General features: G+C 60.8%; 15 protein-coding genes. 10 read left to right on the top strand and 5 right to left on the bottom strand.

Annotation, left to right across the window (positions count from 1 at the left end; all coding sequences use genetic code 11):
- Nucleotides 1–88: 88 nt before the first annotated feature.
- Nucleotides 89–526: a YhcB family protein gene (locus B3397_RS22275; RefSeq protein ID WP_296254086.1), complete on the bottom strand. Its 438-nt coding sequence runs from the start codon at nucleotides 524–526 to the stop codon at nucleotides 89–91.
- A gap of 139 nt (nucleotides 527–665) precedes the next feature.
- Between B3397_RS22275 and B3397_RS22280 the strand changes: the two genes are divergently transcribed.
- The 3 genes from B3397_RS22280 to zapE all read left to right on the top strand — a co-directional run bounded on the left by B3397_RS22280 (nucleotide 666) and on the right by zapE (nucleotide 3,849).
- Nucleotides 666–1,295 carry an alpha/beta hydrolase gene (locus tag B3397_RS22280; protein ID WP_296254087.1) on the top strand — a complete coding sequence of 210 codons (630 nt, stop codon included), beginning with the start codon at nucleotides 666–668 and terminating at the stop codon, nucleotides 1,293–1,295.
- A 24-nt stretch (nucleotides 1,296–1,319) separates the two neighbouring features.
- Nucleotides 1,320–2,669, top strand: a complete 1,350-nt coding sequence (locus B3397_RS22285; protein ID WP_296254088.1) for a tryptophan--tRNA ligase — start codon at nucleotides 1,320–1,322, stop codon at nucleotides 2,667–2,669.
- Nucleotides 2,670–2,754: 85 nt separating this feature from the next.
- Nucleotides 2,755–3,849, top strand: coding sequence for a cell division protein ZapE (zapE, locus tag B3397_RS22290; protein ID WP_296254089.1), 1,095 nt, complete (start codon nucleotides 2,755–2,757; stop codon nucleotides 3,847–3,849).
- A gap of 51 nt (nucleotides 3,850–3,900) precedes the next feature.
- Here zapE and B3397_RS22295 read toward each other — a convergent pair whose 3' ends face one another.
- Together B3397_RS22295 and B3397_RS22300 are read right to left on the bottom strand one after the other, a co-directional pair.
- Nucleotides 3,901–4,797: a GlxA family transcriptional regulator gene (locus B3397_RS22295; protein WP_296254115.1), complete on the bottom strand. Its 897-nt coding sequence runs from the start codon at nucleotides 4,795–4,797 to the stop codon at nucleotides 3,901–3,903.
- Nucleotides 4,798–5,061: 264 nt separating this feature from the next.
- Nucleotides 5,062–6,102 carry an NADP(H)-dependent aldo-keto reductase gene (locus tag B3397_RS22300; RefSeq protein ID WP_296254090.1) on the bottom strand — a complete coding sequence of 347 codons (1,041 nt, stop codon included), beginning with the start codon at nucleotides 6,100–6,102 and terminating at the stop codon, nucleotides 5,062–5,064.
- A gap of 251 nt (nucleotides 6,103–6,353) precedes the next feature.
- On the opposite strand from B3397_RS22300, the gene rplM reads away from it, so the two are divergent.
- The 7 genes from rplM (at nucleotide 6,354) to B3397_RS22335 (ending at nucleotide 10,961) form a co-directional block, all read left to right on the top strand.
- Nucleotides 6,354–6,782: a 50S ribosomal protein L13 gene (gene rplM, locus B3397_RS22305; RefSeq protein WP_007928449.1), complete on the top strand. Its 429-nt coding sequence runs from the start codon at nucleotides 6,354–6,356 to the stop codon at nucleotides 6,780–6,782.
- A 14-nt stretch (nucleotides 6,783–6,796) separates the two neighbouring features.
- Nucleotides 6,797–7,189 (top strand): 30S ribosomal protein S9, encoded by a 393-nt coding sequence (rpsI, locus tag B3397_RS22310; protein ID WP_296254091.1) that lies wholly within the window; start codon nucleotides 6,797–6,799, stop codon nucleotides 7,187–7,189.
- 157 nt (nucleotides 7,190–7,346) lie between these two features.
- A complete protein-coding gene (petA, locus tag B3397_RS22315; protein WP_296254116.1) occupies nucleotides 7,347–7,943 on the top strand; it encodes a ubiquinol-cytochrome c reductase iron-sulfur subunit in 597 nt (198 codons plus the stop codon).
- On the top strand, nucleotides 7,943–9,154 hold the full coding sequence (locus B3397_RS22320; RefSeq protein ID WP_296254092.1) for a cytochrome b: 1,212 nt from the start codon (nucleotides 7,943–7,945) through the stop codon (nucleotides 9,152–9,154). Before petA ends, B3397_RS22320 begins: the two co-directional genes overlap by 1 nt.
- On the top strand, nucleotides 9,154–9,804 hold the full coding sequence (locus B3397_RS22325; RefSeq protein WP_296254093.1) for a cytochrome c1: 651 nt from the start codon (nucleotides 9,154–9,156) through the stop codon (nucleotides 9,802–9,804). Before B3397_RS22320 ends, B3397_RS22325 begins: the two co-directional genes overlap by 1 nt.
- Nucleotides 9,805–9,893: 89 nt before the next feature.
- Complete coding sequence (locus B3397_RS22330) at nucleotides 9,894–10,511, top strand: glutathione S-transferase N-terminal domain-containing protein (protein ID WP_296254094.1); 618 nt, start codon at nucleotides 9,894–9,896, stop codon at nucleotides 10,509–10,511.
- 18 nt (nucleotides 10,512–10,529) lie between these two features.
- Entirely contained in the window at nucleotides 10,530–10,961 is a 432-nt protein-coding gene (locus B3397_RS22335; RefSeq protein WP_296254095.1) for a ClpXP protease specificity-enhancing factor, read from the top strand.
- A gap of 61 nt (nucleotides 10,962–11,022) precedes the next feature.
- On the opposite strand, the gene B3397_RS22340 is transcribed toward B3397_RS22335, so the two are convergent.
- On the bottom strand, nucleotides 11,023–11,601 hold the full coding sequence (locus tag B3397_RS22340) for a BON domain-containing protein (protein WP_296254096.1): 579 nt from the start codon (nucleotides 11,599–11,601) through the stop codon (nucleotides 11,023–11,025).
- Complete coding sequence (locus B3397_RS22345) at nucleotides 11,598–12,191, bottom strand: phosphoheptose isomerase (RefSeq protein WP_296254097.1); 594 nt, start codon at nucleotides 12,189–12,191, stop codon at nucleotides 11,598–11,600. Before B3397_RS22345 ends, B3397_RS22340 begins: the two co-directional genes overlap by 4 nt.
- Nucleotide 12,192: the final 1 nt, after the last annotated feature.

Genomic DNA, 12,192 nt, shown 5'->3' on the forward strand with positions numbered 1-12,192 from the left:
GGCGAACCGGCTAAGGTATCGACACGACACCGGCACAAAAAAAAAGCGGCGCCTGACAGCAGGCGCCGCTTTTTTTGACCTGGCGAGGTTACTTGCGCTTCAGGCCATACTGCTCATCGAGCATGCCAGGCGAGTTCGGCGCCTTGGGCGCGTAGTCACGGGGCGGCTCGGCGTCGCGAGGTGGCGTCAGGCGCTCGCGCGGGCCTTGCGGCGCATCGGAGTGCAGCGCGGCCAGCAGGCGTTGGCGGGTCAGTTCGTCCAGGGCCAGGCGGTCGGCGCCTTCGGCCAGATGATCTTGCACTTCCTGATAGCTCTGGGTCAGTTTCTTGACCAGGATCGCGGTGCTGTTGAAGTGGGTTACCACCTCATTCTGATAAGTATCGAAACGTTCCTGGATATCATCCAGCTGGCGTTGCGTGCCATTGGGCACGGCGTTGGGCGCCAGGCGAGCGACGGCGAAGCCGATGACTACACCGACCACCAGGGCCAGGGTTGGCAACAACCAAACTAAGAGCGAGAGTTCCACGAGTCCTTCCTCTATAAACGGCTTTGCTTTACGTTAACGGCTCGGACCTGCGCTGTATACCGCGCGCTTGTGCATTTTCGCAGGACAGAATCTTTCAGCTAGACGAGTCGACCCATTTTCAGGTCACGGAGTTCATCACTTGCTCATCCGCGAAACCGAAGTTTTCATCGATGGCCCGCTGGGCCAGCTAGAAGCGTTGTATCTGGACACCGCCGATGCCACAGGCATCGCCCTGATCTGCCACCCCAACCCGGTGCAGGGCGGGACCATGCTCAACAAAGTGGTTTCGACCCTGCAGCGTACGGCGCGCGATGCCGGCCTGATCACCTTGCGGTTCAATTATCGGGGTGTGGGGCAGAGTGCCGGTAGTCACGACATGGGCAGTGGTGAAGTCGACGACGCCCAGGCCGTTGCCGCGTGGCTCAGGGAGCGTCATCCACAGTTGGCGTTGACGATCCTGGGCTTCTCGTTCGGCGGCTTCGTTGCCGCGACCTTGAACAGCCGACTGGAGGCTCAGGGCGTAGCCGTGAAGCATCTGTTCATGGTGGCACCGGCGGTGATGCGCATCACCGAGAACATGCCGCAGCACAGCACGTTGACCGTGATCCAGCCGGAAACCGACGAAGTGGTCGATCCGCAATTGGTGTACGACTGGTCGAACAACCTCGAACGCCCCCACGAGCTGCTGAAAGTGGCAGAATGCGGACACTTTTTCCACGGCAAGCTCACCGATCTCAAGGATCTGTTGCTGCCGCGCCTTTCGAATTGATCGCTCCTGAATAAGAACCGACCCATGACCACTCGTATCCTGACCGGCATCACCACCACCGGCACGCCTCACCTGGGCAACTACGCCGGGGCCATCCGCCCGGCCATCGTCGCCAGCCGCCAGAGCGACGCCGATTCGTTCTACTTCCTGGCTGACTACCACGCCCTGATCAAATGCGATGACCCGCTGCGCATCCAGCGCTCGCGCCTGGAAATCGCCGCGACCTGGCTGGCAGCCGGCCTCGATGTGGATCGCGTGACATTCTATCGCCAGTCCGATATCCCCGAGATTCCCGAGCTGACCTGGCTGCTGACCTGTGTCGCCGCCAAAGGCCTGCTCAACCGTGCCCACGCGTACAAAGCCTCGGTGGACAAGAACGTCGAGACCGGTGAAGACCCGGATGCCGGTATCACCATGGGCCTGTACAGCTACCCCGTGCTGATGGCCGCCGACATCCTGATGTTCAACGCGCACCAGGTGCCGGTGGGCCGGGACCAGATCCAGCACGTTGAGATGGCTCGGGATATCGGCCAGCGTTTCAATCATCTGTTCGGCCAGGGGCGCGAGTTCTTCGTCATGCCTGAAGCGCTGATCGAGGAGAGCGTGGCCACGTTGCCCGGCCTGGACGGACGCAAGATGTCCAAGAGCTACGACAACACCATCCCGTTGTTCACCAGCGCCAAGGACATGAAAGACGCCATTTCGCGGATCGTCACCGATTCCCGTGCGCCGGGCGAAGCCAAGGACCCGGAGAACGCTCACCTGTTCACCTTGTTCCAGGCCTTCGCCACGTCCGAGCAGAGCGCCGAGTTCGCGGCTGCACTGCGTGAGGGGCTGGGCTGGGGCGAGGCCAAGAATCGCCTGTTCTCCCTGCTGGACGCGGAGCTGGGTGAAGCGCGTGAGCGCTACCATCATTTCATCGAACGCCCGGCCGATCTGGAAGACATCCTTTTGGCCGGTGCACAGAAAGCCCGCAGGGTCGCGACTCCGTTCCTCGGCGAACTGCGCGAAGCCGTGGGCCTGCGTTCGTTCCGCGAGCAGGTTCAGGCCGGTACCGCCAGCAAGAAAAAAGCCGTCAAGGCTGCGCGTTTCGTGAGCTTTCGTGAAGACGACGGCAGCTTCCGCTTCCGCCTGCTCGATGCCGCAGGCGAGCAGCTGGTGCTGTCGCGCAGCTTCGCCGACGGCAAGGCTGCCGGGCAGGTGAGCAAGCAGTTGCAGCAGGGCGGCGAGTTGGACATCCGCGTCGAAGCGGCGAGCTTCACGCTGTGGCTCGATGGCGCCTGTGTGGCCGACAGTCCGGCCTTCGCCGATAGCGACGCGCGCGATGCGGCCATTGCCACACTGCGCCAGGCCTTGCAGCCACAAGGGGAGTGATGCGACGGTCTGTCGCAACGCTCATTGCCATTATCCTGGGCCGTCGCTACAGTGACGGCCCGTTTTTGTTGCCTTGCTAACGAATATGACGCCCCTAGAACGATACCAAGCCGATCTCAAACGTCCTGAGTTCTTTCATGACGCCGCCCAGGAAAATGCCGTTCGCCATCTGCAGCGTCTCTACGACGATCTGATCGCCGCCGACCACAGCAAGCCTGGCATGTTCGGCAAGCTGTTCGGCAAGAAAGAACAGAAGCCGGTCAAGGGTCTGTATTTCTGGGGTGGCGTAGGTCGCGGCAAGACCTACCTGGTGGATACCTTCTTCGATGCGCTGCCGTTCGAGCAGAAGGTGCGCACGCACTTTCACCGCTTCATGAAGCGCGTGCATGAAGAGCTCAAGTCGCTCAAGGACCAGAAGAACCCGTTGACGGTGATCGCCAAGCGCTTCTCCGATGAAGCGCGGGTCATCTGTTTCGACGAGTTCTTCGTCTCCGACATCACCGATGCGATGATCCTGGGCACCTTGATGGAAGAGCTGTTCAAGAACGGCGTGACCCTGGTGGCGACGTCCAACATCGTTCCCGACGGTTTGTACAAGGATGGCTTGCAGCGTGCGCGGTTCCTGCCGGCCATTGCGCTGATCAAGGAGAACACCGAGATCGTCAACGTCGACAGCGGCGTGGACTATCGCCTGCGTCATCTGGAACAGGCCGAACTGTTTCACTCGCCTCTGGACGAGGCGGCGGACAAGAGCATGCGCGACAGCTTCAAGGCGCTGACCCACAGCAGCACCAAGGTCGTGGAAAACGATCCGCTGATGATCGAGAACCGCGAGATCCGCGCGCTGCGTACCTGTGATGACGTGGCCTGGTTCGACTTCCGCGAACTGTGCGACGGGCCGCGCAGCCAGAACGATTACATCGAGTTGGGCAAGATCTTCAATGCTGTCCTGCTCAGCGGCGTGGAGCAGATGAGCGTGACCACCGACGACATCGCTCGGCGTTTCATCAACATGGTCGACGAATTCTATGATCGCAACGTGAAGCTGATCATTTCGGCCGAGGTGGAACTCAAGGATCTCTACACCGGTGGCCGGCTGAATTTCGAATTTCAGCGCACGTTGAGCCGATTGCTGGAGATGCAGAGCCACGAGTTTCTTTCGCGGGCGCACAAGCCCTGACACGTGTGGGGTGAGGAGACCCCTCACCCCACATCCCGCCTCTGCCCGATCCTAAGCCTCCTGCATGAACTGCTGCCGGTACTCATTGGGCGACAGCTCCGTATGCTGGCGGAACAAACGCGCAAAGAAACTGGCATCGTCATAGCCCACCTCGTAGCTGATGGTCTTGATGCTCTTGCGCGTGCCGGACAGCAGCCCCTTCGCCGTCTCGATGCGCAAGCGCTGCAAGTAGTGCAACGGCTTGTCGCCGGTGGCGGTGTGGAATCGGCGCATGAAGTTGCGAATGCTCATGCCATGCTCTCGGGCCACATCCTCGAAACGAAATTTCTCGGCGAAATGTTCCTCCAGCCACTGCTGGATATGCAGGATCGGCACGTCACGGTGCAGCTTCTGCCCGCCAAAGCCCATGCGTCCGGGCGTATAGCTGCGCTGCACTTCATAGAGCGTGTCGCGGGACACGGCCTGGGCCACGGGCGCGCCGCAGAAGCGTTCGATCAGATAGATGTAGAGGTCGCACGCCGACACCGGGCCGCCGGCGCAGAACAGGTTGTCGGCATCGGTCAGGTGCTTGTCCGGGTTGAGCAATACCCTGGGGAAGCGCTGCTTGAACTCTTCGAAGAAACGCCAATAGGTGGTCGCCTCCTTGCCGTCCAGCAGGCCACTGGCGGCCAGCCAGAACACGCCGCTGGCTTCGGCGCACAACACGGCGCCGCGGGCGTGCTGCTGACGTAGCCAAGGCAACACCTGCGGGTAGCGTTGGATCACCGCGTCGAAATCGTCCCAGTAGGCCGGCAGCACGATCAGGTCGCTGTCTTCCAGCCCGCCATCCACTGGCAGCACGACCTCGCTGAAGCTGCGCACAGGCAGCCCGTCGGGGCTCACCAGGCGGGTTTCGAACAGTGCCTTTAGGCCCAGGCCCATCTGCTTGCCGTAGCGCAGGCTGGCCATGTGGAAGAAGTCCTTGGCTTGCATCAAGGTCGAGGCGAGCACCTGATCGGTGGCCAGGATGCTGACCCGCCGCAGGGAGGGCGTATGGGGCGTGAGGATCATTGTTTTATTCTTGTAGGGTGAAAGCGGTCAGGATATGGCTGAAGTGTCGTTGGGTTCAAGTTTGCTGGGGAGGGTAGGGTGTGTCAGCGCCGGCCCAGAGGCATACGGTCCCTTGTAGGAGCGGCGTACAGCCGCGAAGGGGCCGACACTGACACCACTCAATCAAGGCGCCGGATTAGGCTGAGCCTTGTGAATCGCCTCGATACCGGCCAAGACCTCCTCGGACAACACCAGATCGATGCTGCCCAGGTTGCTCTCCAACTGCTGCAGCGAGGTGGCGCCGATGATATTGCTGGTCACGAACGGCTGTGCGGTCACGAAGGCCAGGGCCATCTGCGCGGGGTCCAGACCGTGCTCGCGGGCCAGGGCTACGTAGCGGCTGGTGGCGGCCACCGCCTCGGGGTTGGCGTAGCGGGTAAAGCGGCTGAACAGCGCCAGACGACTGCCCTCGGGACGGGCGCCGTTCTCGAACTTGCCCGACAGCATGCCAAAGGCCAGAGGCGAGTACGCCAGCAGGCCGCACTGCTCGCGAATGGCGACTTCCGCCAGGCCCACCTCGAAGCTGCGGTTGAGCAGGTTGTAGGGGTTCTGGATCGATACCGGGCGGGGCAGGCTGCCGCTGTCGGCCAGGCCCAGGAACTTCATGGTGCCCCAGGGGGTTTCATTGGACAGGCCAACGTGGCGGATCTTGCCGGCCTTGACCTGTTCGTCGAGCACTTGCAGGGTTTCCTGCAGCGGCGTGTCCAGATGGTCCTGGGTATGCTGGTAGCCCAGCTTGCCGAAGAAATTGGTGCTGCGCTCCGGCCAGTGCAACTGGTACAGGTCGATCCAGTCGGTCTGCAGGCGTTGCAGGCTGGCGTCCAGGGCGGCGACGATGTGCTCGCGGTTGAATTTCAGCTGGCCATCGCGGATATGGCTGATGCCATTACCGGGCCCGGCGATCTTGCTGGCCAGGATCCAGTCGGCGCGATCGCCCTGGCGCTTGAACCAGTTGCCGATCACCCGTTCGGTGGCGGCGTAGGTTTCCGGGCGCGGCGGCACCGGATACATCTCCGCGGTGTCGATGAAGTTGACGCCGGCCGCCTTGGCCCTTTCGATCTGCTCGAAGCCTTGTGCTTCGGTGTTCTGCTCGCCCCAGGTCATGGTGCCCAGGCACAGCGCGCTCACGTTCAGGTCGGTACGTCCCAGCTGGCGATAGTGCATCGGTGGCTCCTCTTGGCAAAGGAATCATAAAAGCAGGTTGATATTTTTTTCGCAATCTGGATAATTCGGCACCTCTCTGTGAAGTGGAAGTGATGCCCCGCTTCGTGGAAGAATTTTGCCGTGTATGTGACGCGAAGACCCGAGCCCCCCAAAAGCGTCCTGTGCCCGGCTGCCTTTGACTTGTCAAAGTAAGCACTATTCAGTAAGATCCGCCGTCTATTTTTGCTGGGCGGCCCCTGAGGCTATAAAGAATGAAAACTTTTACTGCTAAACCGGAAACAGTAAAACGCGATTGGTTCGTCGTTGACGCTGCTGGTCAGACCCTGGGTCGTCTGGCTACAGAAATCGCGAGCCGTCTGCGTGGCAAGCACAAGCCTGAGTACACTCCTCACGTTGACACCGGCGATTACATCGTCGTCATCAACGCCGAGCAGGTGCGTGTCACTGGTGCCAAAACCACTGACAAAATGTACTACTCCCACTCCGGTTTCCCGGGCGGTATCAAGTCGATCAACTTCGAAAAGCTGATCGCCAAAGCGCCTGAGCGCGTGATCGAGACCGCGGTCAAGGGCATGCTGCCCAAGAACCCGCTGGGTCGCGACATGTACCGTAAGCTGAAAGTCTATGCGGGCGCTGCACACCCTCATACTGCTCAGCAGCCCCAAGAACTGAAGATTTAACGGAATAGTTCATTATGTCGGCGACTCAAAATTACGGCACTGGCCGTCGCAAGACTGCAACCGCACGCGTTTTCCTGCGTCCGGGCACTGGTAACATCTCCATCAACAACCGCACTCTGGACACCTTCTTCGGTCGCGAAACTGCCCGCATGGTAGTTCGTCAACCGCTGGAGCTGACCGAGACCACCGAGAAGTTCGACATCTACGTCACCGTTATCGGTGGTGGTGTCAGCGGTCAGGCCGGTGCGATCCGTCACGGTATCACCCGTGCACTGATGGACTACGACGAAGCGCTGCGTCCTGCGCTGCGTAAAGCTGGCTTCGTGACTCGCGACGCCCGTGAAGTTGAACGTAAGAAAGTCGGTCTGCGTAAGGCGCGTAAGCGTCCTCAGTACTCGAAGCGTTAATTCGCGTCTTCGTTCAAAAAGAAACCCGGTTCTCGCGAACCGGGTTTTTTTTCGTCTGCGTATCGGCCCTGGCGGCTTCGAATCCGCTGCTACACTGCATTTCAGAACAATGCAGACGCCTGTCGCAACAGGCCGGGGTTACGCCATGGCAGAGGACCTGATCAACGATGGCGACATCAACGAGGGGCGCCGTTGCTTTCTGGTAACGGCGACCGCGTTGGTCGGCGCGGCAGGTGCGGTGGGCGCGGCGATACCTTTCGTCGGTTCATGGCAACCCAGCGCTCGAGCTAAGGCTGCCGGTGCCCCGGTCAAAGTCAACGTCAGCAAGATCGAGCCCGGCCAGCAGATGGTTGCCGAATGGCGTGGCCAACCGGTGTTCATTTGCCGGCGTACCGCCCAGACTCTCGCCACCCTCGACACCATGGCCGACCGCCTGGCCGATCCCGAGTCGAAGAATTCCGACCAGCCTGACTATGTCGATCCCAAGCTGCGAGCCATCAAGCCAGAACTGCTGATTGTGGTGGGCATCTGCACCCATCTGGGATGCTCGCCTACCTTTCGTCCCGAAGTCGCGGCGGCGGATCTGGGGGCCGATTGGCTAGGCGGCTATTTCTGCCCCTGCCACGGTTCGCACTACGATCTGGCGGGGCGCGTCTACAAAGCTCAGCCCGCACCGCTGAACCTACCCGTGCCGCCCCATTCCTACGAGTCCGATGACATTGTGGTACTGGGCGTCGATCAGGAGAACGCCTGATGAGCAAGCTCATGCGATGGGTCGACGCGCGCTTTCCTGCCAGCAAGCTGGTGCAGGACCACCTGACGCAGTACTACGCGCCGCGCAACTTCAACTTTTTCTACTTCTTCGGCTCCCTGGCCCTGCTGGTGCTGCTCAATCAGATCCTCACCGGCATCTGGCTGACCATGAACTTCACGCCATCGGCAGAAGAAGCGTTTGCTTCGGTCGAATACATCATGCGTGATGTCGAGTACGGCTGGATTCTGCGCTACCTGCATTCGACCGGCGCCTCGGCGTTTTTCATCGTGGTCTACCTGCACATGTTTCGCGGCCTGCTCTATGGTTCGTACCAGAAGCCCAGGGAGCTGGTGTGGATTTTCGGCATGTTGATCTACCTGGCCTTGATGGCGGAAGCCTTCATGGGCTACCTGTTGCCCTGGGGGCAGATGTCCTACTGGGGCGCCCAGGTGATCATTTCGCTGTTTGGCGCCATTCCCGTCATCGGCGGCGACCTGACCCAGTGGATTCGCGGTGATTACCTGGTATCCGGGATCACCCTCAATCGTTTCTTTGCGCTGCATGTGATTGCCCTGCCGATCGTCATCCTCGGCCTGGTGGTGCTGCATATCCTGGCCCTGCATGAGGTGGGCTCGAACAATCCGGATGGGGTGGACATCAAGAAATTCAAGGATGAGCACGGCAAGCCGCTGGACGGCATCGCCTTTCACCCCTACTACACGGTCAAGGACCTGGTGGGCGTGGTGGTATTTCTGTTCGTGTTCAGCGCGGTGGTGTTCTTCTATCCGGAGATGGGCGGGTACTTCCTGGAGAAACCCAATTTCGAGCAGGCCAACGCCTTCAAGACGCCTGAACACATCGCGCCGGTGTGGTACTTCACGCCGTTCTACGCCATCTTGCGGGCAATTCCCGACAAGCTCATGGGCGTTATTGCCATGGGGTCTGCGATCGCGATCCTGTTCGTGCTGCCGTGGCTGGATCGTAGCCCGGTGAAGTCGATGCGCTACAAGGGCTGGCTCAGCCGCATTGCCCTGGCCGCATTCTGCGTAGCGTTCGTGATTCTCGGCTACCTGGGTGTGCAAGCCCCGACGCCCACCGGCACGGTGGTGTCGAGAATCTGTGCCGTGGTGTACTTCGCCTACTTCCTGACGATGCCGTTCTATACGCGTCTGGAAAAGACCCGGCCCGTCCCCGAACGAGTGACCGGCTGATGAAGACACTGATGGCGGTGCTGATGCTGCTGTTGCTGCCGGCACTCGCGTTGGCGGCCGAACAGGGTGCGCTGGAAAAGGTCGACATCGACGTCGCCGACAAGCCTGCGCTGCAGGACGGGGCGAGGACCTTCGTCAACTATTGCATGGGTTGCCACAGCGCCAGGTTCCAGCGCTATGAGCGGGTGGCCGATGACCTGGGCATACCCCATGACCTGATGCTGGAGAAGCTGGTGTTCACCGGTGCCAAGATCGGTGACCACATGAGCATCGGCATGCAGTCTGCCGATGCCAAGGCGTGGTTCGGTGCCGCGCCGCCGGACCTGACCCTGGTGGCGCGGGTGCGCGGCATCGATTGGCTGTACGGCTACCTGCGTGGCTTCTACGCCGACCCGTCGCGGCCCTGGGGCGTGAACAACACGGTATTTCCCAATGTCGGCATGCCCGACGTGCTCGCTGGCGTCCGACAAAGCCTGGCGCCTGAGCAGTTCGACGAGAAGATCAAGAATCTGGTGACCTTCCTGGCCTACTCGGCCAACCCGGTAAAACTGCAGAGTCAGCGCATCGGTACCTACGTATTGTTGTACCTGGCGGTCTTCTTCATTTTTGCTTACCTGTTGAAACGCGAATACTGGAAGGACGTGCACTGAAAGTGCGGTAAACTTCGCGGCTTGTTTGCGCGCCCTGCGGGGCGCGCTTGTTTTTGCATGTTCATAATCTATACGCGAGGAGGACCGCCATGGGCGTGACCAATCGGTTGGCCTGTTACTCCGACCCCGCCGACCACTATTCTCACCGGGTACGCATCGTTCTGGCCGAGAAGGGTGTCAGCGCAGAGATCATCGATGTGCACGCAGACCGCCTGCCGCCCAAGCTGATCGAAGTGAACCCCTATGGCAGCACGCCGACGCTGGTCGACCGCGACCTGGCGTTGTTCGAGTCGACCGTGGTGATGGAATACCTGGACGAACGTTACCCGCATCCACCGCTGTTGCCGGTGTATCCGGTGGCGCGGGCCAACAGCCGGTTGCTGATGCACCGCATCCAGCGCGACTGGTGTGGGCTGGTGGATCTGATTCTCGATCCGCGCAGCAAGGAAGCGGCCCGCGTGCAGGCGCGCAAGGAGCTGCGCGAGAGTCTGACCGGTGTTTCGCCGCTGTTCGCCGACAAGCCTTATTTCCTCAGTGAGGAGCAAAGTCTGGTCGACTGCTGTCTACTGCCGATACTCTGGCGTTTGCCGATCATGGGTATCGAATTGCCGCGGCCTGCCAAGCCGCTGCTCGACTATATGGACCGTCAGTTCGCCCGGGAAGCCTTTCAGGCCAGCCTGTCGGCCGCTGAACGTGAAATGCGCTAGGTTTTTGAGGAGCCGTTGATGAACTCCAGTCGTCCCTATCTGGTCCGCGCTCTGTATGAGTGGATCGTGGACAATGATTGCACCCCGCACATGCTGGTCAATGCCGAATACCCTTCGGTACAGGTCCCGCAGGGTTTCGCCAGCGATGGCCAGATCGTGCTGAACATTTCCCCCAGTGCCGTGCGCAACCTGCACATGGACAACGATGCGGTGAGCTTCGATGGTCGCTTCGGCGGCGTATCCCACACCCTGTTCGTGCCTTCGGGTGCCATTCTGGGCATCTATGCCCGGGAGAATGGCCAAGGCATGGTGTTCGACCTGGAGCCTCCGGTGCTCGATGAGGAAGAGGCCGAATTCGAGGATATCGTCGATCCCGACGACAATGTCCCGCCGCCTGGTGGTCAGCCACCCCGGCCGTCCGGGCGCCCAAGCCTGAAAGTGGTGAAGTGATCTACAGGTGAAAAAAAGGCGGCCCCTCGGGGCCGCCTTTTTTTCTACCAACGGGTGGTGATCAGTCGATGTACTCGAACAGCTTGACGATCTTCTGTACGCCGGAAACGCCCTGCACCAGATTGGTGGCACGGGTGGCTTCGGCCTGGGTCAGCAGGCCCAGCAGGTAGACAATGCCGTTCTCGGTCACGACTTTGATGCGCGAACCCGGAATGGCGCTGTCCGCCAGCATCTGAGTCTTGATCTTGGTGGTCAGCCAGGCATCGTTGTTGCGCGCCAGCAGCGAGGAGGGCTGCAGTACCTGGATTTCGTTGTGCACCTTCTTGACTCGCTGCACCTCGCTGGCAGCCTGCTCGGCCATGGCCTTGAGGTCGGCCCGTGGGGTCTGCCCGGCGATCAGGACCACGCCGTTGTAGCTGGTCACCACGATGTGGGAGTTCTGGTCCAGGTCGACGTTGGCCTTGGCGATGTTCACCGACACCTTGGTTTCGATCAGTGAGTCGTCGATCTTGCTGCCCAGGGTGCGGGTGCCGCGGTCGTCGTCGATGGGCTTGTCGCGGGTGGCGGTGAGCACCGAGCTGCAGCCGGTAACGCTCAGGGCGAGGGTCAGTGCCACTAGGGCTAGGCGATTAGGGGTCATTCTTCACTCCCGAACAATTGGCTGTCGATCAAGTCACAGAGGCAGTGGATCGCCAGCAGATGGACTTCCTGGATGCGAGCGGTGACGTTGGCCGGTACACGGATCTCCACGTCTTCTGGCAGCAGCAGCGAGGCCATGCCACCCCCGTCGCGGCCCGTCAGTGCTACGACCACCATATCGCGGTCATGTGCGGCCTGGATTGCCTGGATGATGTTGGCCGAGTTGCCGCTGGTGGAAATCGCCAGCAGCACGTCACCGGGCTGGCCCAGGGCGCGAATCTGTTTGGAAAACACCTCGTTGTAGCTGTAGTCATTGGCGATCGAGGTGAGGGTGGAGCTGTCGGTGGTCAGGGCGATGGCCGGCAGGCTGGGGCGCTCGCGCTCGAAGCGGTTGAGCAGCTCCGAGGAAAAGTGCTGGGCATCGCCGGCCGAGCCGCCATTGCCGCAGGACAACATCTTGCCGTCGCTGAGCAAGGCGCCCACCATGACCTGGCTGGCTTGTTCGATGTACGGTGCAAGGACTTCCATCGCCTGTTGCTTGGTATCGATACTGGCCTGGAAAAGCTGGCGAATTCGGGATTGCATGTCCATC

The sequence above is a fragment of the Pseudomonas sp. UBA4194 genome (assembly GCF_002379585.1).
Classification (GTDB): domain Bacteria; phylum Pseudomonadota; class Gammaproteobacteria; order Pseudomonadales; family Pseudomonadaceae; genus Aquipseudomonas.

Coding starts and splice junctions, on each gene's coding strand:
- B3397_RS22335 (WP_296254095.1), top strand. CDS start 10,530: ATGAACTCCAGTCGTCCCTATCTGGTCCGCGCTCTGTATGAGTGGATC.
- rpsI (WP_296254091.1), top strand. CDS start 6,797: ATGTCGGCGACTCAAAATTACGGCACTGGCCGTCGCAAGACTGCAACC.
- B3397_RS22325 (WP_296254093.1), top strand. CDS start 9,154: ATGAAGACACTGATGGCGGTGCTGATGCTGCTGTTGCTGCCGGCACTC.
- B3397_RS22340 (WP_296254096.1), bottom strand. CDS start 11,601: ATGACCCCTAATCGCCTAGCCCTAGTGGCACTGACCCTCGCCCTGAGC.
- zapE (WP_296254089.1), top strand. CDS start 2,755: ATGACGCCCCTAGAACGATACCAAGCCGATCTCAAACGTCCTGAGTTC.
- rplM (WP_007928449.1), top strand. CDS start 6,354: ATGAAAACTTTTACTGCTAAACCGGAAACAGTAAAACGCGATTGGTTC.
- B3397_RS22330 (WP_296254094.1), top strand. CDS start 9,894: ATGGGCGTGACCAATCGGTTGGCCTGTTACTCCGACCCCGCCGACCAC.
- B3397_RS22345 (WP_296254097.1), bottom strand. CDS start 12,191: ATGGACATGCAATCCCGAATTCGCCAGCTTTTCCAGGCCAGTATCGAT.
- B3397_RS22285 (WP_296254088.1), top strand. CDS start 1,320: ATGACCACTCGTATCCTGACCGGCATCACCACCACCGGCACGCCTCAC.
- B3397_RS22320 (WP_296254092.1), top strand. CDS start 7,943: ATGAGCAAGCTCATGCGATGGGTCGACGCGCGCTTTCCTGCCAGCAAG.
- B3397_RS22295 (WP_296254115.1), bottom strand. CDS start 4,797: ATGGCCAGCCTGCGCTACGGCAAGCAGATGGGCCTGGGCCTAAAGGCA.
- B3397_RS22300 (WP_296254090.1), bottom strand. CDS start 6,102: ATGCACTATCGCCAGCTGGGACGTACCGACCTGAACGTGAGCGCGCTG.